Source organism: Allobosea sp. 05T438 (genome assembly GCF_056396025.1).
On sequence record NZ_JBFTKQ010000004.1, the window covers coordinates 125,597 to 147,922 of the forward strand.

Sequence of the window (22,326 nt, forward strand, 5' to 3'; positions counted from 1 at the left end):
TTATCGAAGTGTTCGCCTGATTTTTCGGCTCTTTATCGACGTCACTGCTTCGCAGGAAGAGCAGCGCGGCGCGATTTCGACGGCAGGGAAATCGCCTTCGTCTAGGCGGCATCTTGGTTTCGGGTGGCGAAATGTTCCGCGTAGCGACGTTGATTTTCGGTCGTGTTGGCCAATCCACGAATGTCGAGCCAAGCGATCAGGCCAGCAGGACGGATCGTCACGATTTGCAGGGCCCGCCCCGTGGCGAGCCACGCGCTGACAACGGCAACGGCGCTTCGATGCCAGGTGTCGTAATCGGGCGGCGCATCGCCCCCGTCGCTGGTCATTGCCCAGAGTTGATCGAAATCCTCCGGTTCGTACCACGGGATGGCGACGGTATAAGCCTCGACTGTCGGTTTCACGATAGAGCCGATCGTCCGCGCGCGGCGCGGGAAACGAGATGAATGCGGCCAGCGAAGCCTCTGAGGATCAAATGCAAGCGGAGTTGCCGCCGACCAAATTCTCGATAGAGATGACGGTCGGCTCAAAGACTCAGGGCTGGGTTTCGACCATCGCATGGTCATGACCCGCGCCGGAATTCAGAGAACGATGGTCCGGGCCGGAGCTGGCTCGATGACGCTTCTCCCCGGCTACCGCACCACCTTCATTCTCCCAGCTCTCCAGAGAGAATGGGATGGGCGGTTTCAATCCCTCTCCGATCGGGAAGCCCTGGCGAAGCGCTTCTTCTGCGATTGCGGTGGCAAGGTCGATCCCCGCCGCCCTCCAATTGGGAAAGATGCGTCGAATGGCGTCCGCAGCAGTCGCCGCAGATACCGCACCAGCCTCGACCTGGCAGACCGTTAGAAACGCCGCAATGGCCGACTGAAGATCGAGGTGGGACAGGAATTCCGGCTTGGCGTCTACGTACGCTCCTCGGCCGGAATGCTTCCGCTCTTCATCCGTCGTCCAGGTTGATGGAATCCAGTGCGTCGCAGCGAATGGTTCGTCGTTGTCGCACCGCGCCCAAAATCCATTTGGCCGAGGCGAAGGACCGTCCGAGAGCCATCGGATCAAAGCCGCTTCGCCACTGAAATTCCGTCCGATGATCAGGACATCGGTATGACCTGCTGTTGAAATTGGCAGAACTTCCGGCGCCGCATTCAGCTCCTCATCCGGCGAAGGGAGCATGTGCTCTTGTCGAAGAAAGGGGGTATCCCCCCTGCCCGCTCCTCCGGTATGTTTCGCCAAGTGTCGGCCGAAGTTGGTGTCGATGCGGGCACCGATGCCATAGGCACGAGCGAAGAGCTCGGCACGGGCTTTCTCGATATCGATGCCGCGCTGCGCCCAGGATTCATAGACCTCATCGAGCAGGTGCTCGATCAATTTTGTGTCGCCTGCTGTCAGAAAGGTTGAGGACATCGAGTCCTCCCCGGTCAGGGCCAGAGCGTGAACGCCCTCAGCCGACAGCGCCCTGATAAGAGACTGCCGATAAGGGCATCATAGGCCGCCCTTAAAAGAAAACAAAATAGTAAAATCAAAAGACCATCGATATCTCTAAATAAAATGATGAAAATGGACTTTTCAATGCCCAGGTGTTATTGTTCAAAAACGCCTCATATGACCGTTCTTATTATTTGAAGGTCATTTTGATGACTCGGCAGGCTTTCTGCCCTGGGCCCAGGATTTGGAGCCCGATATGACAGCGATCTCAATACGTTGGTATTTCTATCGCGTCTGGATAGCTGCGCGATATCTCGGCTGGATGGCCCATCTGGGCTTGATCGCGGCCTTCGCTCTCGCCTTCGCTATCGTGCTGCTTTGACGAGGTTTCGAGCGGCGGAAAAATCACGCGCCGAATGCTGCATCCATGCTGCCCGGTCGTCGCGCCGCCGCTTCGGTCGTCATCGGTGTCTGGCTGCCGAGAAAGCGGAAAAGCTGTCAAATTCGGGCCTGCCGAGCGGAATTGGATCGACAACCCGCAGTTCATGCCGGCCCAAGGAAAGAAGCGAAATGAGCGAGACGCCTTTCACTCTGAGGTTGCCCCTCGCGTCAGGCGCGGTCGGCTAGTCGTTGACGATCGCCCGGAGGAAGCGCCGGGTGCGTTCCTGCGTCGGATTGGCGAAGAAGCTGCGGACCGGCGCCTCCTCGACGATCTCACCGGCATCGAGCAGCATCGCGCGACTGGCGACGCTCCTGGCAAAACCGATCTCGTGTGTCACAACGACCATGGTCATGCCGTGGTCGTGATGAACCTGGCGGATCACCTGCAGCACCTCCTCGCGCATCTCGGGATCGAGCGCCGAGGTCGGCTCATCGAACAGCATCAGCGTCGGCTTCATTGCGAGCGCACGGGCGATGGCGACGCGCTGGCGCTGGCCGCCGGAAAGCTGAAACGGGTAGGAATTGGCCTTGTCGGCCATCCCGACGCGTTCGAGGAGCCGGCGGCCTTCGTCGCTGGCCTCTCGTGCCGATTGGCCCAGGATCTTCATCGGCGCAATCGTGATGTTCTGCAGCGCGGTCATATGCGGGAACAGGTTGAAGTTCTGGAAGACGAAGCCGGTCGAGAGCCGGATCGCCTGAAGTTCCTCCGGCGTTGCAGTCGCGACATTGCGGCCGCCGACCGTGATGGCGCCGGCGTTGATCGTCTCCAATCCGTTGATGCAGCGCAGCAGCGTGCTCTTGCCGCAACCGCTTGGCCCGCACAACACCAGAACCTCTCCCTCGGCGACATCGAGCGAGATCCCGTTGAGGACTTTCACATCGCCATAGGATTTATGGACGTCGTGGATCCGAATGAAGTCCTGCGCGGCAGGCATGGCCGCCGCCGCCCTCAGATCGCTTGCCATTTCTGCAGCCTTTCGATCATCCGCATCAGGATGGTGTAGCCCCAGATCAGCGCGACATATAGCAGCGCCGCGCCGGTGTAGAATTCGAGCGGGCGGAAGAACTGGACCGTCAGTTCCTGCGCACGGAACATCACTTCGGGGACCGCGATCAGTACGGTCACGGTCACGTTCTTGATCACGGTGATGTGGACGTTGGTCAGCGAGGGCAAGGTGGCGAAGAAGGCCTGCGGCAGGGTGATGTAGCGCATCACCTTCCAGCGCGAGAAGCCGAGCGACTGCGCGGCTTGCACCTGCGTCTGCGGGATCGCCTCGAGCCCGCCGCGGAAGGCTTCGCAGGCCAGCGCCGCGCCGTTGAGCGAGAGTGCAATGACGGAGCTCGCCGTCGGCGACAGCGAAGCGCCCGTCAGGATCGGCAGCACGTAATGGATCCAGATCAGCAGGACCACCACGGGCAGCGTGCGGAACAGATCGACGAAGACGACGGAGGCACTGCGTACCAGCCTGCGTTGCGACATGCTCATCGCAGCCAAGACGACGCCGAGCAGGGTCGAAAACAGGATGGCCGGGAAACTCGTCCACCAGGCATGCCAGAGGCCGCCGGCGAGATACGGCCCGTAATCGCTGAGAACGCCGAACTGGAAAGTGTAATTCATGTCCCGACCCCGGCCGGAAATCCAGGCGAAAAGGGACGCGCCGACGAACGCAGCGCGTCCCTGGGTGAGATCAGCGCGGCCCGGTCGCGAGTTCGGGCGGCAACTTCCACTTCTCTGCGAGAGTGCGGTACCAGCCACGAAGCTGCATCGCCCGGACATAGGTGTTGAGGAACACCACGAGATCGAGATCCGAGTAGCGGACGGCGTGGTTCATGGTCGTCCACTCGGTCTTGTCGGCTGCAAACTTGACATTGCGCAGCTCGGTCGGGCGCTCCTCGGCGCGCATCGCGTTCGAGACGGAATCGCCGATATAGGCGGTCGACCGCCCCTGCATCACCTCCAGCACCGCGGCGGCGGTGTCGGAGAGCGGGTTCACCTTGGCGTTCTTGAAGGTTCGCTGGGCGAATTGCTGGGCGGCCGTGCCGCTGACGACCGAGACGACATTGCCGGGCTTGTCGAGATCCTCGAAGCTCTGCACGGAGCTGTCGGCGCGCACCATCGCGGTCGACGACAGGTATCCGATCGGGTCGGTGAAGGCGACGGCGATGGCGCGCTCGGGCGTGGCGCCGAGGCCGCTCATCACCACATCCCATTGCCCGGCCTGGAGCCCGGCGACGAGCCCGCTCCAGGTGGTATTGACGAGCTGGACCTTGATCCCGGTCATCTGCTCGAAATTATGGATGTCATCGGCGATGAAGCCCTCGTATTCCCCGCTCTTCGGATTGAGCAGGACGAAGCGGTTCCAGGGCGCGACGCCCACGACCATCTTCTTCTCCTTGATGATCCGGTCCAGCGTCGGGCCGGCCTTGGCGGCGGAGGCCGTCAGTGCTGCTATGGCCGTGACGGCAACGGCCATCGTCATGGCTGCGATATGTTTCAACATGCTGTTCCCTCCCTGTTTGAGGCTGTCTCTCCGGCAGCCCTTTGATCTTGTGCGAGCGTGGCGTCAGTGAACGGCGTCGGCGGCGAGGATGGTCTCGAAGCCGACGATCGGCGCCGTGGCGTCCGGATCGATCACGACGTCGAGGACGTAAGGCGCTCCCGCCGCCTGCCCGCGCGCGAGGCCATCTGCGATCCCCGTCGGATCGGTGATGCGCTCGCCCTTGCATTTCAGCGCGCGGCCGACTTCGCCGAAGTCGATGTCGAGGAAGTCGCATTCGAGATAGCGGCCCATCGCCTTCTGCTCCCAGTGCCGCTGAAAGCCGAGCGTGCCGTTGTTGAAGACGACGACCAGGACCTCGACGCCGTAGCGGGCGGCAGTTTCCAGCTCGTTGAAGACATAGCCGAAGGCGCCGTCGCCGGTGACGCAGACGACCTTGAGCGAGGGGTCGGCCATCTTGGCGCCGATCGCGGCCGGCAGGCTCCAGCCAATGCCGCCGGTGCCGCGCGGCGAGAGGATGAAGCGGCCGGCGCCGGGCACGTCGATATGGCTCATCGCCCAGCCGGTGACGTAGCTGGCATCGGTGACGATCAGGGTTTTCTCGTCCGTCCGCGCCGAGATCTCGGCGAGCAGCCGCTCCGGCCGGATCGGCGTCTGGCCGGAGGTGGCGACGGGCCGGAATTCCTCGCGCCAGGCCTGGGTCAGGGCGTTGAGGCGCTCGCGGGTCGCCGCGTCGGTGCGCGCCAGCCCGTGCTCGGCGCAATGGGCGAGGAGGTCGCGCAGCGTGTCGCGGATATCGCCGACCATGGCCACGTCGGTCGCGAAATTGCGACCGATCTCGGCCGGGTCGATGTCGAGATGGATCAGCTTGGTGCCGGGCTTGGGCAGCGACCAGTCGCTGTAGCAGATCTGCCCGGTGCGCGAGCCGAGCACGAAGACGACGTCCGCCTCGGCGAACAGCGTGTTCGAGATGCGGCCGCGGCCATAGCGCCCGCCCGTGGTCGAGCCGAGCGGGCCCGCGGCGAGAGGATGGGTGTCGGGGATGGCGCCGCGCCCGGTCATCGTCGTCGCGACCGGCATGTCGAAGAGCTCCGCCAGGATCCGGATCTCCTCCTCGGCGCCCGAGATGATCGAGCCGCCACCGGCGATCAGCAGCGGTCGGCGCGCGCCCGCCAGCAGTTGGGCGGCACCGGCGATCGACTCCCGGCTCGCCCGGACGCGGTTGGCCGGAAAATGGGCATAGGCCGGGTCCGCCCAGGTCTCGGCCTCGGCCTCCGCCGCCATCACATCGCCCGGGCACAGCAGCACGACCGGGCCGGGGCGCCCCGTCGTCGCGATCCGGAACGCCTTGCGCACCGCATCGCCCGCCTGCTCTGGCATGTCGATGCGAATGACTTCCTTGACGTAGGGACCGAGCGCCACGGCGTGATCGAGCGCGCTGCTGGCATGCTTGTTCTTCAGCCGTAGCGCATGGTCCTGCACCAGCGCGATCACCGGCACGGACGAGCGCTGCGCCTCGAGGAGCCCCGTGATCAGGTTGGTCGCGCCGGGGCCGAAGGTCGCGGCACAGACGCCGGGACGGCCGGTCACCTGGGCATAGCCATGCGCCATGATCGCCGCATGCTTCTCGTCGCGGACGGTAACAATCCGGGTGAAGGACCGATCGACCGCATGGAAGACATGGATCGGATCCTCCATCCCGAACAGGCACCTCACCCCATGGCTCTTCAGGGTCGCATAGAGCAGCGCGCCGCCGGTTCCTCGCATCGTCTTCTCCCTTGACGTTTTGATTGTGTTGCGTATTGTGCAACATGTTGTTTATTAATCGTGGCGGCGCTTTGTCGCCACGTCAAGCCGCAATGCGAGGCTGGATGAAATCGATCGAGAAGGCCGTCAGCGCGTTGCAGCTCATGGTTGAATCAGGCGGAGAGCTGCGGGTCGGCGACGTCAGTCGCCATCTCAAGGTGAATCGCAGCACGGCTTCGCGTCTGCTGGCTTCACTGGCAGGTGGCGGCCTGATCGAGCAGGACCCGCTAACCCAGCGCTACGGCGCAGGAATTCTCGCCGTCCAGCTCGCCGCCGGCTTCCACCGCAAATTCGACATCGTCGAGCAGGCGCAAAAGGAAATGGAAGCGCTCGCACGCGAGACGCAGCACACGGTATGGTTGGGGGTCCTCTCCGGAGCGGAGGTCGTCGTGCTCAAGACGGTACGCGGCTCGCAGCCGATCCAGTTCGCCGTCGAGCCCGGACACCGCCTGCCGGCGCATGCAGCGGCGATGGGCAAGGCGCTTCTCTCGCTCAAGCCCGACGCGGAGATTCGCGGCCTGTTTGAAGGCTCCTTGGCTGCGACCACCAGGCAGACGCTGCACTCGGTCGACGAATTGCTGCGCGAGCTGGCCCTAACGCGACTGCGTGGTTACGCCATCTCAAATCAGGAGCTCTTCGACGGCGTAAAGGCGGTCTCGATCGCCCTCACGGAGAAGCACAAGGGCACCTCGATCGCCGTCAGCGTCTCGTATCCGCTCTTCGCCCTGGCTGACGGTAACGATCAGCCGATCATCGATGCGCTGCTTGCCTTTGGCCGTCATTTCGGCGCCCGTATCGGTGACGCCCGATGGACGCGTTAGGCTGTCGAACCGAGAGAAACCTCGCAGTTCGAAACGCGGAGATCCATGTATCGAGGTTCTGCCAGTTGGGGAGCCGTGAAGCGACAAGAGCGGAGGTTTGCATGTCGCCCGGAACCGGACGCTCACAAATCCGTAGCTAACTCCGCTGGCAACCCTGATGGGACCTCCAGAGCACCTTGCCCGGCGTCCTGGCATGCCGCCCCGCGTGCTCGCGCTGCCGGAGGCGAACGCTCTGTCAGCCCGGCGGGGCCGGCCCAACTACAATGCTGCTCCGGGCCCCTCCCCGGACTCTCCTTCCAGCACCCGGGAGCAGAGCGGTTGGAGCAGCGCGCATATGGCGTCGGCGCCGCGTTCGCCGGTGCGCAGCATCTGGAACATGGGGAAGCTCGTCAAAGCGAAGAGCAGGTCGACAACGTCTTTCTGCTTCGCTTCGTCACCGCCCCTGCGGCGAACAATCACGCCCAGCGCCATGCGGCGGCGCTCGTTGCGCAGCGCCAGGCTTTCGGCCAACTCCGTGTCGATGGCGGCTGTCGCGAACAGCCCGGCCAATGCATCATCTGAACTCCAGAAATCGCAGAAGACCCGGACCAGCCCGGCAAGGGCCTCGTGCGGATCCGCGAGCGCCATCGCTTCCGTCAGCGTCGCCATCGCGCCCGCTGCCGCCAGATTGTCGAACGTCTCCTCGAGGAGGCCGCGCCGCGAGCCGAACTGATTGTAGACCGTGAGCCGGGTTACCCCCGCGGCTACAGCGACGGATTCCAGCGAGAGCGCCCCGCCGCTCGGCTGGCGGAGCAGCGCCGTAGCAGCTGCGAGCAGCCGACTGCGCGTTTCCGCCGCCTTTGCCTCCCGCTTGGTGCCTGAATAGGGCCTTGACGTACCGTTGCGAGTCATGACTATACAGTGTGTATATCCAAATTTGACGCATGTTCAATCTGCGCCACCGGAGCTTAGCCGATGCAGCCCCTGCCGATCATCATCGCCGTGCATCTTCTCTCCTCTGTTTTTTGGGCTGGGACGACCTTCGTTCTGGCGCGGGCCGGCGGAGCGGATGCCGCCGGGCTGGCCAAACCCCAGATGGGAGCCGCGCTTGTCGCGATGGGCTCGGGCATGCTGCTTTGGCAGCTCGCTCACGCAGGTGGTTTCGGCAATATGGAGGCGACGCTCGCCGTGGGAGCGGCAACAGCGCTGACGGCATTCGCAATCCAGGCGATCGGCGCCCTATGGGCTTTGCGATCTGGTGCCGCCGGTCCTGCGGCCACGCCCGGTCGCATCCAACGCGTTGCCGCCGCCCTGCTGATGGTCACGGTGGTCTGCATGGCTATCGCACGTTACGCCTGAGGAGCGGTGAATGTTTTCGATCCCGATCTATCCCGATCTCGCCGCCAAGACGGCCGTCGTCACCGGAGGCTCCGGCGGCATTGGCGCTGAAACGGCGCGCTGGCTTGCCTGCAACGGCGTGCGCGTCACAGTGGCGGGGCGTGATCGGAGCCGGCTCGACGCAACGCTCCGCTCGCTGGAAGCAATCTCAGCCGGGCATGCCAGTGTCTGCCTCGACTGCACCAGTCGCGAGGAACTGGAAGCTGCGCGCGCCGTGTTCGCGGAACGAGGGGACAAGCTCGATATTCTGGTCGCGTTTGCTGGCGGCGGGAGTGGTCGCCCCGCGCCGCTGGAGGACGTAACCGAAGCGGACTGGCGCTCCAGTCTCGACCACAATCTGACCGCGACCTTCCTGACGCTGTCCGTCTTCTTGCCCAGCCTCAGGCAAGGGCGTGGAGGGGCCGTCATCACCATGGCCTCCTCCGCCGGCCGTGCGCCCTCACAGGCGCCGCTTGGCTATGGCGTCGCCAAGGCAGGCATCATCATGCTGACGCAGCAGGCGGCACATGACCTCGGCCCGAGCGGGGTGCGCGTGAACTGCGTTGCGCCCTCCGCCGTTCTGACGGATCGCACGGCAGCGCATATGCCACCCGACATCCAGGCGCAGGTTGCCCTTGCCCATCCGATCCGGCGGCTCGGCTCCCCGGCGGACGTAGCGGCAGCAACTCTCTTCCTCGCCTCCGAAAGCGCGAGCTGGCTGACGGGCGCGACACTCGATATCGCGGGCGGGCGGCTTATGCATTGAAAGCAGCCGCTGCGGCCCCGCGCCGGCATCGCCGAGCCGTCCCGTCACGGGTGGATCGAGCATCAACCGCAAGAACGGGTCGGATGCGGCATGCGCCATCGCGGCCGCCGCCATATGCAACTCGCGCGACAGGCTGTTCACCGCAGCCGGGATTGATGCCGCGGCAGGTCAATCCGAACTCCGCTTCACACGACCTTTACGCGTCCGCCAAACCCGGACCCAAACAGGGCCTCGTGCGCATTCTGATCAGGGTCGTAGCAGCAGTCCCGGACCAGTCTCAGATCGTAGTCCGCATCACTGGCCCAGGCGACACTCGAAAGAACAACGCCGGTCGTGCTTATCCCGGCCATGACGAGCGTGCTGACACCGCGCGTCCGAAGGTCGGCGTCGAGCGATGTGCCATAAAAGACGCTGGCTCGCGGGCATGCATAGACAAGATCGCCCGGTTCGATTGCGAGCCCTTCTACGGGCAGGCCGGTGCGAAATCGTCCGCTCGGGAGATAGGGCGTGATCTGACGGTTTTCAGCCGGCGGCGCATGTTCATAGCCTTCGCCCAGCGAGAAGTTGGGGAACAGCACCGGTCGGCCGGTGGCGCGCCATTGGCGGATCAGTGCGTTGCACCGATCCAGCAAGGGCGATGGCTGCTGCCCGAACAGGATGTCGAACACATCGACCTGATAATGCATGACGACGAGGGCCGCCCTGTCGATGTAGCTGCCGTGGAAATCGACCGACATCACGATCACCCAAGGTTGAATTTGAAACAGGCATCTATTCTCATTGGCAGAGATATCGGCCTGGGCCTAGGGATCTCTCGCCATCGAAAGATTCCGGCGCCACGTATTCAATTGCTCGACTGTCGATGTCGCCCCGCCGCAGACGATGACCAAGATTTTTTGATGATCGGCGAGGTCCGCGACATTCTGGTAGAGCGTGGCGAGACTTGCCCCGCATGCCGGCTCGACCAGGATGCGATGGTCGTCCAGGAACCGCAGGCAGGCATCAACCGCCTGAAGATCCGAGACGACGGCGCAGTCGATGCGATGCTCTGCAAGGAGAGCGAAGGCATGCTCCGACACCTGGCGCGCACCGAGCGAGGTGGCGATGCTTTCGATCGCCGGTAGAACGATGCGCTCGCCCCGGGCAACCGACTGGGCAAAGGAGGACGCGCCCGTCGTCTCCACCGCAAGAACGGGAATATCCAGCTTGTGGCGACGCAAGCCTTCGATGACGCCGCTCAGCAATCCGCCGCCACCGACGGAGAGCACGACGAGGTCCGGCCGCACTCCATCTTCGACCACCTCATCGATGATCGTCGAGTGCCCTCGCCACACCACCGGGTCGTCGAAGGGGTGGATGAACGCGTCGCTGTCGCCCAGCATCGAAAGCGCGCGCTCGTTTGCCTCCTGCCAGGACGCACCCTGTACCAGGACATCGGCATTCATGTCCGAGATCAGGCGACATGCCCTTGGCGATGTCGTCTCGGGAACGACAACCGTCACCGGGACGTCGAGTTCACGCCCGGCATAGGCGACGGCGATCCCGGCGTTGCCGCCAGACGAGCTGACGAAGCGCTTGACCCCGCGCTTTGCATGTTCCTGACACGCAAGCCCGATGCCGCGGAGCTTGAAGGATCCGGAGGGTTGAATGGATTCAAGCTTCAGCCACACCTTGCGCCCGCTCGCCCGGGAGAGAAAAGGCGAGCAGTAGGTCGGCGTTCTGACATGGAGGGACATCATGACCTTCCCCAGCATGCTCGATCAGCGATCAGCAGCACTATGCGCATGCTGGACAGGCCGGCCGCCACGATCGCCCAAAGGCGCGGTGGAGTGCCGGATCTTGAGTTGCATCCCCACGGACAAGCGCTCCGACGCCGCTTGCGGTTGCTTGTCGGACATTTTCTTCAGCAGAAGAGTGGCTGCGAGTTGGGCCACTTTCGTACCATTGCCGCGCACGGCCGTGATCGACGGCGTCATGACCTCCAGGATACTGGCGTCACCGATCGACACGATCGAAAGGTCGCGCGGCAGCACGAGGCCGCGCTTCGCGCAGAAATGCAGGATGCCGGGGATCTCGTCGATATTGGCGATGATCGCTGTGATGGGCCGCTCTCCACGGCACAGGGCCTCCAATTTGCGAGCCCCGAACGCCCCCACCTCGAAGATGCGACCTGCCGGCGGCTCCAGCCCCTGGCCAGCGAACGCTGCATCGAAACCTGCCCGTTGCTCCCGGCCGACCCAGGTATCGAGGTGGCCGGCAACGAGCGCGATCTCGCGATGCCCCAGCTCCAGGAGATGCTCGGTTGCCCTGCGGGCACCGGTGCGATGCTCCGTCAGGACGGTATCGAATCCGCCATCGGGGCTGCGCTCCCAGAGCACCATGGGAATCGTGATGGCGGCGAGCCGTCGCGCCGTCTCCGGATCGTTGTCCCGATTGACCGCCAGGAGCATGCCGTCGACGACGCGATTCTGCAGCAATGACAGGATCTCGGCCTCGCGGCTGTCGTCGAAATGCGTACTGGCGACAATCAGCGTGTATCCCTCGCGACGCAGGGTGTTTTCCGCAGCCGCGATCATTTCGGCCGCTATGGGCTGGCGGATGTCCGTGACGAGGCAGCCGACGGCGTAGCTCTTTCCGAGCCGCATGGAGCGCGCCACGGAATTGGGGTGATAACCCAGATCCTGTACGGCCTTGAAAACCTGCTCGCGCAAATGAGGCGCGACATTCTCGTTGCCGTTGAGAACCCGCGAAGCGGTGCCGAGCCCGACACCGGCCCGGCTCGCGACATCCTTGATCGTGATCGGCCTGGGCTCGTCCGCCGACTGCCTCGTCCCCATTTTAGCCACGCCCGTCCCTCTCCTGCCCCAGGCCGACATACACGTGCGGCAATGAGCGCGCGAGCCGCGGGACCAATTCGATGACCGTGATGCCGATGGCCCTGGCGAGGTCATGGATCGAAATCTCTTCGGCTCCCTGCCGCCCGAGGACCACGACCTCGTCGCCGGGCGCGGCGTCGGCGATCCCGGTGACGTCGATGACCGAATGCTGGAAGGTCCGGCGCCCGAGCACCGGGCAGCGCCGTCCTCGGATCAGCACCTCGCCAAGAGGCGGAATATGGTTCAGCCCATCCCAGAAACCGATCGGCGCGACCGCCGTGCGCATGCTGCGTTCGATGGCGATCGGCGCACCATAGCCGATCCCCAGCACTGTACCCGGAGGATGCTCCTGGACCTGGATGATCCGGGACTTCACGGCCGCGAGCAGAGGCGAGAGGCCACCAATCTCCATCCAGTTTTCATCGAGCCCCCCGCCATAGATCAATCGCCCGGGGTCGACCGCATTGAAGAGCATCTCCGGATAGGCCAGCACCACGCGGCTCGACGCCAGCATGAGAATGAGATCGTCATGGCCGGCGGCCGCAGCATCGGCTGCCGCCTGCCGGAAGAGTTCGGCCTGGGCCCGGCTGATCTCGGGATCATCCGGAGTGCTGAGATGCGAGTACAGGCCCCGCACCCTGACATGAGCGGCGGCGCGAAGGCGCTGCAGGACGCCGGGCCACTGCTCGGGGCGCAGGCCGTAGCGGCCAAGCCCGCAATCGACCTCGACAAAGACCTCCATCCTATCGCTCGCCGCAAGCACGGCTTCCATATCGGCCATGCTCTGGACCGTCACCGTGGCACCGAGCCTGGCAGCGGCCGGCAGATCGTCCGGCGTGGTCGAAGCGAACAGCAGGACGGGAAGCGTCGTGCCGGTGCTGCGGATCGAGACGACCTCGTCCGGGCTGCCGGCGCAGAAGCCGTCGACGCCGGCGCGTTCCGCGGCCTTCGCGACCGCAGCGGCGCCAAAGCCGAAGCCGTCGCCCTTGCAGACGAAGTAGATGCGAACATCCGGGCCGACCAGGCTGCGCGTTGCCGCGACATTCCGGCTCAATGCGCCGAAATCGAGTTCCGCCCAGCTTGGCCGCAGGAGCCGGGCGCGATCGTGCCGGCGGCAATCGGTCCGGCGCTCTCCCGGGCCCGTCGCCGGAAATGCGGCTAGCGCTGTCATGCCAGTTCCCCCTCATGTTCCCGGCTCAGCGCCGCCCGGCTTCGATCGCCCTGCATGAAGAGGCGCAGCTGCGCCTCCGCCAGCTTCGGCAAATCGGCTGCCAGGCCTTCGCGACAGGCCTCCGTCGCGATCGGATCGGGGCGCCCGTTCGCGCCTGTGACGACGCCATAGACGTCGCGAGCGAATTGCGCGGTGAAGCGGCCTTCGCGGACATCGGCGGCGACATGATCCGGGTCACGCTCGAGCGGGTCACCATTGCCTGCCCCACCGGGGGCGACATGGGTGAACAGATCCCCCTTGCTCAGGGCAAGCGTCCGCATCGGCATCACCGGCAGGAGTTCGGTCTTGCCGTTCCGATCGATGATGTTGAGAGACGGAGAGCCCGGACATCCGCCGAAGAGACCCGGCGGCAAATGCGCGCGCCGATCCGAACGGATCGTCAGTTGCGCGTCATCCCCAAGGACGCGGTACGAGCGCGTGATCGCCATGCCGCCACGGCGACGGCCGGCACCGCCCGAATTGGCGACGAGGCCATAGGTCTCGATCCTCAGCGGATAGCGCGCCTCGATCAGTTCGATCGGCATGTTCGAAAGGTTGGCGCCGGGGTTGGCGATGCCGTCGACCCCGTCCTTCGTGGCTCGGCCACCCCAGCTTCCGAGAATTCCGTCGGTGATCAGCCAGGTCTTCCCCTCGTGAGTGCCGCTGAGCGACACCGCGGAGGGGCCACCTTCGCCAGCGGCCGGCATCCGGTCCGGCACGATCTGGGCGAAGGCGTTGAACAGCACATCGAGCATGCGATAGGCCATGACGCCGCGGGCGGCGCAGGCCGCGGGCGGACGCGGGTTGACGATGGTGCCGAGCGGAGCCACGACCCGGACCGGTCGCGTATAGCCCTCGCAGTTTGGCACGGCCGCCTGGACGGCGCAGCGCAATGCGGCATAGGCGACCGAATAGGTGATCGCCACGGGTCCGTTGATGGCGCCCGGCACCTCCCCGCTGGTCCCCGTCCAGTCGATTTCGAGCTCGTCGCCTGCGACGGTGATCGTGACCTTGAAGCGGATCGGCCCGCCGCCCTCGCCAAGGCCGTCGATGAAGTCCTCGGCCTCGTAGACGCCGTCGGGCATCGCGCTGATCTCGTCGCGGACGAGCTTTTCCGCATAGTCGTGCAGTTCCGCGAGCATGCCGCGCATGGCCGGCGCGCCATATTTTTCGAGCACCTTGCCGAAGCCCCGTTCGGCAGCGGCGCAAGCGGCGATCTGGGCACGAAGATCGCCCAGAACCTGCTCCGGCACGCGGGAATTGACCTCCAGGAAAGCCAGAAGGTTCTCGTCCATCCGGTCCTCGTGCATGACCTTGATGAGCGGGATCCGCAATCCTTCCTGGAAGATCTCCGTGGCATGCAGCGCCATGCTGCCCGGCGCCATTCCGCCGAGGTCGGTGTGGTGGACAAGGCTGGCAACGAAACCTTCCACATTGCCGGCGTGGAACACGGGCTTGACCAGATAGACGTCCGGCAGATGCATGCCGCCGGCACCGTAGGGGTCGTTGGTGATGTAGCCGTCGCCCGGCTGCATCGTCCCGCCGAACCGCTTGAGGATGTTGACCATCACGCTCGGGAACGAGCCGAGATGCACGGGATTGGTGAGGCCCTGAGCGATGATCAGACCGTCTCGATCGCAGAGCGCCGTCGAGTAGTCCATCGAGTCCCGGACGATCGGCGAATAGGCGCTGCGCAGGATGACCAGCGCCATCTCGTCCGCGATGGACGCGAGGGCATTCTTGACGATCTCCAGCGTCACCGGATCGGAGCGCGACAATGCGGGGGCAGAATGGGGAGCGAGCATGACGTCACCTTTCCGAAGCTGTGAGTACGAGGTTGCCCAATTCGTCCAGGCCCGCTGTCCAGCCAGGCGGAACCACGCATGTGGCGTCGTATTCCTCGACGATCAGCGGGCTTTCCCGGTCGCCGGCTGCGAGGTCGAGGCGCGTGACGATCGGCGTCTCCAGATGCCCCCACTCCGCTCCGAACCAGCATTTCCGCACCGGGGGAGAGCCAGACGTCACGGTTCGCGCGCCCGGGGCCGACGGCCGATAGGCGCCGGTCCTGTCGTTGCGGGGGCGGCCGGTCACGCGAATATTGACGATTTCCAGCGGATCGCTCGTCGATGCATGGCCGTAAGTCAGCTTGTGCTCGCTGCGGAAGGCCTCGCCCATGGCGGCGATGTCGATGGGGTCGCCGGGGCGGTCTGTGAGCCCGATCGTCAGCTCATAGGCCTGCCCGGCGTAGCGCAGGTCCGCAATCCGCTCGATTTCGATGTCCGCTCTGGCGAAGCCTTCGGCCTCGAGGCCGGCGAACATGCTGGTCTCGAGCTTGCGGTAGGCCGTATCGAGCTTGTCGCCATCGACAGCGTCGAGCGCGCAGAAATAGGTCTGCATCAGGTCGTGCTCAGTCGTCGAGTAGAGCAGGCCGAGCGCGCTGAAGACGCCGGGATGGGACGGAACGACGACGCGCTTCATGTCGAGGAGACGCGCGATCTCGGCCGCCACCGCAGGGCCGTTGCCGCCAAAGGCGAACAGGGTGAAGTCGCGCGGATCGCGTCCGCGATAGGTCGAGACGGCCTTGACGGCCCGCATCATCGTCGAGGCTGCGATGGCATAGACGCCATAGGCCGCCGTCTCGAGGGCGAGCCCCGTGGGGGCACAGACCTGCTCGCTGATCGCGCGCCGGGAGCGCGCCGCGTCGAGGCGCACGGCACCGCCGGCTATATGCTCGGGATTGATGTAGCCCAGCACGACGAGCGCGTCGGTCAGTGTCGGGCGGGTGCCGCCCGTGCCGTAGCAGGCGGGGCCCGGGACGGCACCGGCACTGTCGGGACCGACCTGGATGAGGCCTCCGGCATCGACCCGTATGATGCTGCCGCCGCCGGCGCCGATCTCCGACACGTCGATGAACGGCAGCTTTACCGCGTGCCCGCCGCCCTTGATCAGCTTGCTTGAGATGTTGATCCCGGCCCCGACTTCGTACTCCGTCGTGCGTGCGGGCTGGCCCTGCTCGATGATCGCGGCCTTGGCGGTCGTCCCGCCCATGTCGATGGTGATGACATCATGGGCGCTTCCCGCCGCGCCGATGCGGGCGGCGGCGATGACGCCGGCGGCGGGACCGGACTCGATGATGCAGGCCGGCTTCTCGCTCGCGGCGAGCGCACTCATCACGCCTCCGCTCGATTGCATGACCTGCAGCGGTGCGTGAATGCCGGCGTCGCGCAGCCGCGTCGACAAGGCACGCAGATAGGAGCGCACGACAGGCCCGAGATAGGCGTTGACCACCACCGTGCTGGTCCGCTCGTATTCGCGGATCTCCGGCAGCACGTCGCTGGAACAGCTGACGAAGATCTCGGGGCCGAGCATCCCGGCGAGAATCTCGCAGGCCCGCCGCTCGTGCTGCGGGTTGGCATAGGCGTGCAGGAAACTGACCGCGACGGCGCGCGTATCGCTGGCCGCTATGCTGCGCGCCGCCTCGACCACGCTGTCCTCGTCCAGAGGCAGGACGATGTCGCCGTGCGCTCCGATGCGCTCGGCGATCTCGTAGCGCCGATGCCGTGGCACGAGCGGCGTCGGCTTTTCGTAGTTGAGGTTGTAGAGCTCAGGCATGCGCAGCCGGCCGAGCTCCAGGACGTCGCGGAATCCGCGCGTCGTCAGCAGCGCGGTCGTGGCGCCCTTGCCCTCCAGAATGGCGTTGGTCGCCACAGTCGTCGCGTGCACGACCTCCTCGATCTCGGTGGGCTTGCCGCCGATGCGGTCGAGCAGCGCGAGGACACCTTCGACGATTCCGCGACTGTAATCGTCCGGCGTCGACGGGCGCTTGAACGAATGCACCGTCTGACCGTTTTCCAGGAAGGTGATATCCGTGAAGGTGCCGCCGATATCGGCCCCCACGCGAAACGAGCGCGCTGTCATGATTTGGTCTCCGCTAGGTTCTGGACCGAGCTCTGCGCGACGTGGCAACGGACGAGCCGGTCGCCGAGGTGAACCTCGGGGGGCTCGCTTTGCGCACAGATCGGAATTCGGTTGTTGCAACGGGGCTCGAAGGGGCAGCCGGCATGGCGGGCCGCTTCGGGCAGTGGCGGTTCGGCGGGGCGATTGCGCCCGGCGAGCCCGCGCGGAATGGCGGCCACCAGGCGCTGCGTATAGGGATGCGCCGGCGCCGCCAGGATCTTCGCGGCAGGCCCCATCTCGACGATCCGGCCGGCATACATCACCAGCACGCGGTCGCAGAACGCCCCGACGAGCCCGAGATCGTGACTGATGATCACCAGCGTCAGGTGTCTGTCGCGATGCAGCTGCTGAAGAAGCGCGATGATTTCGCTCTGCACGGAGACGTCGAGAGCCGATGTCGGCTCGTCGGCGATCAGTACCTCCGGCTGCCGCGCGAGCGCGCGGGCGATCCCTATCCGCTGCTTCTGGCCGCCGGAAAGCTGATGCGGCAGCCGATCGAGCAGTTCCGGCCCGAGACTGACCTGCGCCAGCAAGGCATCGAGCGCTCCGGGTGCGAGCGGGCCCGCGAAGGCTTCGCTCAGGCTGCGCGCGACGGTCTTGCGGGGATTCAAGGCGGTGTGTGCGCCCTGGAAGACGAACTGGACGCGGTTTCGGAAACGCTGCCAGTCCGCGGCCGCAAAGCTGGCAAGGTCGCGCCCTTCGAACGAGACCTGGCCGCTGCTCGGGCGATCGAGCCCGACCAGAAGCCGCGCGAGCGTCGACTTGCCGCTGCCACTTTCGCCAACGATGCCCATGACGTCGCCGGCCCGCACCTCGAAGCTCGCCCCGAGAAGAGCAGATGTCGTGCGCCGGTCGAGCAGGCGCGCCAGCGCCGAACGCGCGACCCGATAGCTCCGGCTTGCGCCTGCGGCGGCAAGGAGCGGCGGCGGGAATGCTTCGGCTTGGCTCATCTCAGGGCGCTCCGCCAGCAGGCACTCAGATGGGCCCCCTCGCCTCGCAGGCTGGGCCGCGAGGTGCAGTCCACATCCGCCTGAGGGCAGCGGGGCAGGAAATCGCAGGCGCCTTCCTTGGGGCTCCCGGTCGGGCGGCCAGGCGCTGGCGCGCGCAGCGGACGACCGGGTCGCGGGACGGCATCCAGCAGGAGGCGCGTGTAGGGGTGGCGCGGAGACGTGAAGATCGCCTCCGTGCTGCCGGTTTCAACGATCCGGCCGCGATACATCACCGCGATCCGGTCGCAGAACTCGGCGACCAGATCGAGATTATGCGAGATGAACAGCAGGGCGATGCCGAACGTCGCGCTGATATCCCTCAGCAGCGCAACGACCTGGGCCTGCACGGTCACGTCGAGCGCGGTCGTCGGCTCGTCGGCGATCAGCAGGTGCGGCCGGCAGGCGATGGCCATCGCGATCAGGACACGCTGACGCATGCCGCCGCCTGGATCGTCATGGCTGCGGATGGCATCGACGAGCTGCCGCCCGATCGTGAAGGCGGGGTTGAGGGCGGTCATCGGATCCTGGAAGATCATCGCCACCTTGCGACCACGCAGGTCGCGGCAGGCGCTCTCGGGAATGGACGTGATGTCCTCGCCCTCGAGGCACATCGAGCCACCCACGACCCGGCCCGAGCGTCCAAGCAGGCGCATGATCGCAAGCGCGGTGACGCTCTTGCCCGAGCCCGACTCCCCCACGATCGCCAATTTCTCGCCGGCCCGCACCTGCAGGGTCACGCCGTGAACGACCGTCCGGGCCGCGGCTCCCTGACCAAATGCGACGGACAGGTCATTCAGGGATAGCACAGGGGCGGTCATAGCGCCGGTCCCCCCTCACGCCGCCGGGGGTCGAGCACCGTGCGGAGTGCGTCTCCGATCAGGTTGAAGCCGATCACGGTCAGAAAGATCGCCAGACCCGGCCAGGTCGCGACCCACCATTCGTCCGAGAAGGCGAGCGAGCGCGCATCGGCCAGCATTCCGCCCCAGCTCGGGGTCGGCGGTTGCACACCGAGGCCGATGAAGCTCAGCGACGCCTCGATGATGATGCCGATGCCGATCAGCACGCTCGCCTGGACAAGGATCGGCGAGAGGATGTTCGGCAGGATGTCGCTGGCCATGATGGACCAGGAACCCGCGCCTTGCAGGCGCCGCGCCGCCACGTAATCGGCCCCGGCCTCGGCCAGCGCCAGGCCATGGGCGACACGCGCCAGCCCGGGGATGAAAAGCAGGCCGACGAGGAGAACGATCTTGGCTTCGTTGGGCAGCGCGAGCGGGCCGACCTGCACCGATCCGGTGCCGAAAATCCCCACGATCGCGATAGCCCAGACGAGCAGAGGAATCGCCGCGAAGATATCCATCACGCCGAGCAGGACGGTTTCGACGAGCGTTCCGCTGTAATATCCGGAGAGGATACCGACGAAGAGCCCGCCGCAGAGCCCGATCGCGACGGTCAGCACGCCGATCATCAGGGACCCGCGCGCACCCCAGACGAGCCGGGCGAGGATGTCGCGGCCGACCTCGTCCGTGCCCAGGAGGAACGCCGGCCCCGGAGGCTCCAGCCGATGCTCCATCATCAGATCGAGCGGATCATGCAGAGGCAGCCAGGGAGCCAGAAGCGCGGCCAGGGCGACGAAGCCGACGATGACCAACCCCACCAGCCCGATGTGCGTCTGCGCAAGGCGGCGCATGGTGCCGGTGAGCCCGGACAGCCGGCGCAGGGCTGGGATGCCGGCGACCGCGGCCACTGGCGCAGATCCAGGTGAGCGCACAGCGTCAAGCATGTCTCAGCCTCGGGTTGATCAGCCGCTGGATGAGATCCGCAGCGAGGTTCGACAGGATGAACATCGCCGTGACGACCAGGACGGTGGCCTGGATCATCGGATAGTCGCGTTGGGTGATGGCGGTCAGCAGGGCGCGCGAAAGACCCGGTATGTTGAAGACCAGTTCAATGATGATCGCCCAGCCGAACATGTAGCCGAATGACATGCCGGCGACGCTGACGAACGGTGGAAGAGCGTTCTTCACAACGTAGCGAGCCACCAGACTGCGCCTCAGGCCCAGCGCATGCGCGGTGCGGACGTAGTCCTGGCCCAGGATCTCGATGACGGAGGCGCGCATCAGGCGGCTGAGCGCGCCGATATAGTAGAGCGCGATCGACAGCGCCGGCAGCGCCAGGGAGGCGAGATGGGCGTGCCAGCCTTCCGAGAGCGGCGTTATTCCGATCGGCGGCACCCAGCCGAGCCTCACGGCAAACACACGGATCAGGACAAGGGCGAGCCAGAATCCCGGGACCGATACGGCCATCAGGGAAAGCACCCGGATCAGGTGGTCCGGCCAGCGGTCTTCCGTCAGTGCAGCGACGAGGCCGAGCGGAATCGCGCCGGCCAGCGTCAGCAGAAAAGTGACCACCACCAGCTCGGCGGTGACAGGAAGGCTCTCGCGCAGCTCGACATCGATCGAGCGGCCGGTGATGTAGGACGTACCGAACCCCGCCCGGGGAAGCTGCGCAACCCACGCCGCATATTGGGCGGGCAGAGCGCGGTCGAGGCCGCGATCGTGCTCGAACTCATGGATCTGCTCGACGGTGGCATCGGCGCCGAGCACGATCCGCGCGGGCGAGAGCGGCGTCAGCCGCGTCAGCGCGAAGAGCACCGCGCTGACCACGACGAGCACTGCAAGACTGCTGAGTATGCGACTGGCAAACCACATGGTTTTTCGCCTCAGCGGAGGTCGGATAAGGCCGCGTCGGTCAGGCGGAGCGTGATGCCGGTATTCGGCTCGAAGCCCTGCACGTTGCTGCGCCAAAGATTGAAGCTGTGGACCGCGCCGATCCAGGTCGAGGGTGAGTCTGCGGCCAGAATCGCCTGCATGTCGGCCAAGATGGGCCCCAGCGATTTCTCGTCATCGACACGGAAGCTGTCGGCCAGGAGCGTATTGAGCCGCTCATTGTTGTAGCCGGAGCCGCGCGTCATCACCTGGTTCGGCGTATAGATGCCCTGGATGATGAAGGTTGGATCGGAGGGGCCGATCACGGCCATGAGCGCGGATGTCTGATTTCCGCCGAAGACCTGCTCGATGAGCTGGCCCGTCTCGAGCGGCTGGAGTTTTACCTTGATTCCGAGCCGGGCCAGGGATGCCTGGATGAACAGGGCCGCATCGCCGACGTCCAGCAGATAGCCCTGCGAGGAATAGAGCAGCTCGAATTCTGCCCCGGAAGCGTAGCGGGATTTGGCGAGGTGAGCCTTCGCTTTTTCCAAATTGAAGGCCAAGCCTTCCGCTGCCTTGTCATTGTACCACCACGCCGAGGCTGGAGCCGGCACCGCCGAGGGCTCGACCAGACCGTTGAAGATCTTCTCGGCGATGGTCTTGCGATCGGTCGCCAGCGACACCGCCTTGCGGAAATCAGGATCGTCGAACGGCGGCTTTCGGGTGTTGTGGATCATCAGCATCATGCTGCCGAGCGCAGGACGGCTCGCCCCGACGATGCCCTGCGCCTTGGCCTGCCGCAGACGCAGATAGTCGCGGACGGGCGGCGCGCCGATGATGTGCACCGATTTCGACATGAGCGATGCGATGCGAGCGGCCTCCTCTGAGACGATCCGCACACGCAGCCGGTCCCAGCCGGGGAGATCCTTGCGCCAGTAATTGGGGTTGCGGCGAAATTCGACGACATCGTTGGAACGCGCCGAGACGAAGATGCCGGGCCCGGTTCCGAGGCCTTCCGGCCTCTGCTGGAAGATCTCGTTGCCGTATTTCTCACGACTTCCGGCGGGAAATATCCCCATGTACTTGGTCATGTAGTCGAGGAAGGGCCGGAACGGCGCTTTCATCTTGAAGCGTACCTTATGGCGCGCCAAGACGTCGACGGATTGGATATTCGTCCAGGCCGAGCGCCGCAGCGCCTTGTTGGCCGGGTCGAGAATATAGTCGTAGCTGTATTTCACGTCCTCGGCGGTGAAGGGCTGCCCGTTCTGGAACGCGACGTCGTCCCGAAGCTCGAATGTATACTCGGTCCGGTCTTCGGAGATCGCAGGCAGCGACTTGGCAAGCAGAGGCCGGCGCCGGCCCTCCCCGTCGATCTCGATCAGGTTCTCGAAAATGAGCTGATTGACCACCATGGCATCGTGGTTGCCCTGGTTGATGGGATCGAAGGTCGATGGGTTCGATGGGATCGCCACGACCAGGGAT

Annotated in this window: 22 protein-coding genes and 1 pseudogene; 4 read left to right on the top strand and 19 right to left on the bottom strand. The window is 65.2% G+C overall.

Annotated elements, in window-relative coordinates:
• Positions 1-101: 101 nt before the first annotated feature.
• Positions 102-401 carry a hypothetical protein gene (locus AC1DIN_RS11280; RefSeq protein ID WP_476765706.1) on the bottom strand — a complete coding sequence of 100 codons (300 nt, stop codon included), beginning with the start codon at positions 399-401 and terminating at the stop codon, positions 102-104.
• A gap of 130 nt (positions 402-531) precedes the next feature.
• Complete coding sequence (locus AC1DIN_RS11285; RefSeq protein ID WP_476809848.1) at positions 532-1,398, bottom strand: hypothetical protein; 867 nt, start codon at positions 1,396-1,398, stop codon at positions 532-534.
• Positions 1,399-1,675: 277 nt separating this feature from the next.
• Here AC1DIN_RS11285 and AC1DIN_RS11290 point away from each other — a divergent pair, with 277 nt between their 5' ends.
• Entirely contained in the window at positions 1,676-1,801 is a 126-nt protein-coding gene (locus tag AC1DIN_RS11290; protein WP_441470088.1) for a hypothetical protein, read from the top strand.
• Between the two features lie 241 nt (positions 1,802-2,042).
• Here the strand turns inward: AC1DIN_RS11290 and AC1DIN_RS11295 are convergent, their stop codons facing one another.
• From AC1DIN_RS11295 to AC1DIN_RS11310, 4 genes are all read right to left on the bottom strand, one after another.
• Positions 2,043-2,825, bottom strand: coding sequence for an amino acid ABC transporter ATP-binding protein (locus tag AC1DIN_RS11295; RefSeq protein WP_476809849.1), 783 nt, complete (start codon positions 2,823-2,825; stop codon positions 2,043-2,045).
• A complete protein-coding gene (locus AC1DIN_RS11300; protein ID WP_476765698.1) occupies positions 2,810-3,478 on the bottom strand; it encodes an amino acid ABC transporter permease in 669 nt (222 codons plus the stop codon). The genes AC1DIN_RS11295 and AC1DIN_RS11300 overlap by 16 nt, the downstream gene beginning before the upstream one ends.
• A gap of 70 nt (positions 3,479-3,548) precedes the next feature.
• Complete coding sequence (locus AC1DIN_RS11305) at positions 3,549-4,361, bottom strand: transporter substrate-binding domain-containing protein (RefSeq protein WP_476809850.1); 813 nt, start codon at positions 4,359-4,361, stop codon at positions 3,549-3,551.
• A gap of 63 nt (positions 4,362-4,424) precedes the next feature.
• Positions 4,425-6,125 (bottom strand): thiamine pyrophosphate-binding protein, encoded by a 1,701-nt coding sequence (locus tag AC1DIN_RS11310; protein WP_476809851.1) that lies wholly within the window; start codon positions 6,123-6,125, stop codon positions 4,425-4,427.
• Between the two features lie 104 nt (positions 6,126-6,229).
• On the opposite strand from AC1DIN_RS11310, the gene AC1DIN_RS11315 reads away from it, so the two are divergent.
• Positions 6,230-6,985 (top strand): IclR family transcriptional regulator, encoded by a 756-nt coding sequence (locus AC1DIN_RS11315; protein ID WP_441470102.1) that lies wholly within the window; start codon positions 6,230-6,232, stop codon positions 6,983-6,985.
• Positions 6,986-7,243: 258 nt separating this feature from the next.
• On the opposite strand, the gene AC1DIN_RS11320 is transcribed toward AC1DIN_RS11315, so the two are convergent.
• Both AC1DIN_RS11320 and AC1DIN_RS11325 read right to left on the bottom strand, forming a co-directional pair.
• The gene (locus tag AC1DIN_RS11320; RefSeq protein ID WP_476765732.1) at positions 7,244-7,633 is read right to left on the bottom strand and encodes a hypothetical protein; all 390 of its coding nucleotides are present in this window, start codon (positions 7,631-7,633) and stop codon (positions 7,244-7,246) included.
• A 42-nt stretch (positions 7,634-7,675) separates the two neighbouring features.
• Positions 7,676-7,876, bottom strand: a pseudogene (locus AC1DIN_RS11325) (TetR family transcriptional regulator); the annotation flags it as partial.
• A 63-nt stretch (positions 7,877-7,939) separates the two neighbouring features.
• Here AC1DIN_RS11325 and AC1DIN_RS11330 point away from each other — a divergent pair.
• Positions 7,940-8,323 carry a hypothetical protein gene (locus AC1DIN_RS11330; RefSeq protein ID WP_476765694.1) on the top strand — a complete coding sequence of 128 codons (384 nt, stop codon included), beginning with the start codon at positions 7,940-7,942 and terminating at the stop codon, positions 8,321-8,323.
• A 10-nt stretch (positions 8,324-8,333) separates the two neighbouring features.
• Complete coding sequence (locus AC1DIN_RS11335; protein ID WP_476809852.1) at positions 8,334-9,107, top strand: SDR family NAD(P)-dependent oxidoreductase; 774 nt, start codon at positions 8,334-8,336, stop codon at positions 9,105-9,107.
• Positions 9,108-9,292: 185 nt separating this feature from the next.
• Here AC1DIN_RS11335 and AC1DIN_RS11340 read toward each other — a convergent pair whose 3' ends face one another.
• The 11 genes from AC1DIN_RS11340 to AC1DIN_RS11390 all read right to left on the bottom strand — a co-directional run bounded on the left by AC1DIN_RS11340 (position 9,293) and on the right by AC1DIN_RS11390 (position 22,316).
• Positions 9,293-9,844, bottom strand: coding sequence for a cysteine hydrolase family protein (locus AC1DIN_RS11340; RefSeq protein WP_476809853.1), 552 nt, complete (start codon positions 9,842-9,844; stop codon positions 9,293-9,295).
• A gap of 66 nt (positions 9,845-9,910) precedes the next feature.
• The gene (locus AC1DIN_RS11345) at positions 9,911-10,843 is read right to left on the bottom strand and encodes a pyridoxal-phosphate dependent enzyme (protein ID WP_476809854.1); all 933 of its coding nucleotides are present in this window, start codon (positions 10,841-10,843) and stop codon (positions 9,911-9,913) included.
• A 24-nt stretch (positions 10,844-10,867) separates the two neighbouring features.
• Positions 10,868-11,983, bottom strand: a complete 1,116-nt coding sequence (locus AC1DIN_RS11350) for a LacI family DNA-binding transcriptional regulator (protein ID WP_476809855.1) — start codon at positions 11,981-11,983, stop codon at positions 10,868-10,870.
• Entirely contained in the window at positions 11,946-13,154 is a 1,209-nt protein-coding gene (alr, locus tag AC1DIN_RS11355) for an alanine racemase (RefSeq protein ID WP_476809856.1), read from the bottom strand. The genes AC1DIN_RS11350 and alr overlap by 38 nt, the downstream gene beginning before the upstream one ends.
• Positions 13,151-14,998: a hydantoinase B/oxoprolinase family protein gene (locus AC1DIN_RS11360; protein WP_441470108.1), complete on the bottom strand. Its 1,848-nt coding sequence runs from the start codon at positions 14,996-14,998 to the stop codon at positions 13,151-13,153. The genes alr and AC1DIN_RS11360 overlap by 4 nt, the downstream gene beginning before the upstream one ends.
• Before the next feature lie 4 nt (positions 14,999-15,002).
• Positions 15,003-17,111 carry a hydantoinase/oxoprolinase family protein gene (locus AC1DIN_RS11365; RefSeq protein ID WP_476809857.1) on the bottom strand — a complete coding sequence of 703 codons (2,109 nt, stop codon included), beginning with the start codon at positions 17,109-17,111 and terminating at the stop codon, positions 15,003-15,005.
• On the bottom strand, positions 17,108-18,100 hold the full coding sequence (locus tag AC1DIN_RS11370) for an ABC transporter ATP-binding protein (RefSeq protein ID WP_476809858.1): 993 nt from the start codon (positions 18,098-18,100) through the stop codon (positions 17,108-17,110). Before AC1DIN_RS11370 ends, AC1DIN_RS11365 begins: the two co-directional genes overlap by 4 nt.
• The gene (locus AC1DIN_RS11375) at positions 18,097-18,957 is read right to left on the bottom strand and encodes an ABC transporter ATP-binding protein (protein ID WP_476809859.1); all 861 of its coding nucleotides are present in this window, start codon (positions 18,955-18,957) and stop codon (positions 18,097-18,099) included. The genes AC1DIN_RS11370 and AC1DIN_RS11375 overlap by 4 nt, the downstream gene beginning before the upstream one ends.
• Positions 18,954-19,883 carry an ABC transporter permease gene (locus tag AC1DIN_RS11380; protein ID WP_441470112.1) on the bottom strand — a complete coding sequence of 310 codons (930 nt, stop codon included), beginning with the start codon at positions 19,881-19,883 and terminating at the stop codon, positions 18,954-18,956. The genes AC1DIN_RS11375 and AC1DIN_RS11380 overlap by 4 nt, the downstream gene beginning before the upstream one ends.
• Before the next feature lie 28 nt (positions 19,884-19,911).
• Complete coding sequence (locus tag AC1DIN_RS11385) at positions 19,912-20,847, bottom strand: ABC transporter permease (RefSeq protein ID WP_441470113.1); 936 nt, start codon at positions 20,845-20,847, stop codon at positions 19,912-19,914.
• Between the two features lie 11 nt (positions 20,848-20,858).
• On the bottom strand, positions 20,859-22,316 hold the full coding sequence (locus AC1DIN_RS11390; RefSeq protein WP_476809860.1) for an ABC transporter substrate-binding protein: 1,458 nt from the start codon (positions 22,314-22,316) through the stop codon (positions 20,859-20,861).
• Between the last annotated feature and the right edge of the window lie 10 nt (positions 22,317-22,326).

Bases quoted from the DNA above. Each gene is read 5' to 3' on its own strand.
- AC1DIN_RS11285 (WP_476809848.1), bottom strand. From the start codon at position 1,398: ATGTCCTCAACCTTTCTGACAGCAGGCGACACAAAATTGATCGAGCAC.
- AC1DIN_RS11290 (WP_441470088.1), top strand. From the start codon at position 1,676: ATGACAGCGATCTCAATACGTTGGTATTTCTATCGCGTCTGGATAGCT.
- AC1DIN_RS11295 (WP_476809849.1), bottom strand. From the start codon at position 2,825: ATGGCAAGCGATCTGAGGGCGGCGGCGGCCATGCCTGCCGCGCAGGAC.
- AC1DIN_RS11300 (WP_476765698.1), bottom strand. From the start codon at position 3,478: ATGAATTACACTTTCCAGTTCGGCGTTCTCAGCGATTACGGGCCGTAT.
- AC1DIN_RS11305 (WP_476809850.1), bottom strand. From the start codon at position 4,361: ATGTTGAAACATATCGCAGCCATGACGATGGCCGTTGCCGTCACGGCC.
- AC1DIN_RS11310 (WP_476809851.1), bottom strand. From the start codon at position 6,125: ATGCGAGGAACCGGCGGCGCGCTGCTCTATGCGACCCTGAAGAGCCAT.
- AC1DIN_RS11315 (WP_441470102.1), top strand. From the start codon at position 6,230: ATGAAATCGATCGAGAAGGCCGTCAGCGCGTTGCAGCTCATGGTTGAA.
- AC1DIN_RS11320 (WP_476765732.1), bottom strand. From the start codon at position 7,633: ATGGCGACGCTGACGGAAGCGATGGCGCTCGCGGATCCGCACGAGGCC.
- AC1DIN_RS11330 (WP_476765694.1), top strand. From the start codon at position 7,940: ATGCAGCCCCTGCCGATCATCATCGCCGTGCATCTTCTCTCCTCTGTT.
- AC1DIN_RS11335 (WP_476809852.1), top strand. From the start codon at position 8,334: ATGTTTTCGATCCCGATCTATCCCGATCTCGCCGCCAAGACGGCCGTC.
- AC1DIN_RS11340 (WP_476809853.1), bottom strand. From the start codon at position 9,844: ATGTCGGTCGATTTCCACGGCAGCTACATCGACAGGGCGGCCCTCGTC.
- AC1DIN_RS11345 (WP_476809854.1), bottom strand. From the start codon at position 10,843: ATGTCCCTCCATGTCAGAACGCCGACCTACTGCTCGCCTTTTCTCTCC.
- AC1DIN_RS11350 (WP_476809855.1), bottom strand. From the start codon at position 11,983: ATGTCGGCCTGGGGCAGGAGAGGGACGGGCGTGGCTAAAATGGGGACG.
- alr (WP_476809856.1), bottom strand. From the start codon at position 13,154: ATGACAGCGCTAGCCGCATTTCCGGCGACGGGCCCGGGAGAGCGCCGG.
- AC1DIN_RS11360 (WP_441470108.1), bottom strand. From the start codon at position 14,998: ATGCTCGCTCCCCATTCTGCCCCCGCATTGTCGCGCTCCGATCCGGTG.
- AC1DIN_RS11365 (WP_476809857.1), bottom strand. From the start codon at position 17,111: ATGACAGCGCGCTCGTTTCGCGTGGGGGCCGATATCGGCGGCACCTTC.
- AC1DIN_RS11370 (WP_476809858.1), bottom strand. From the start codon at position 18,100: ATGAGCCAAGCCGAAGCATTCCCGCCGCCGCTCCTTGCCGCCGCAGGC.
- AC1DIN_RS11375 (WP_476809859.1), bottom strand. From the start codon at position 18,957: ATGACCGCCCCTGTGCTATCCCTGAATGACCTGTCCGTCGCATTTGGT.
- AC1DIN_RS11385 (WP_441470113.1), bottom strand. From the start codon at position 20,847: ATGTGGTTTGCCAGTCGCATACTCAGCAGTCTTGCAGTGCTCGTCGTG.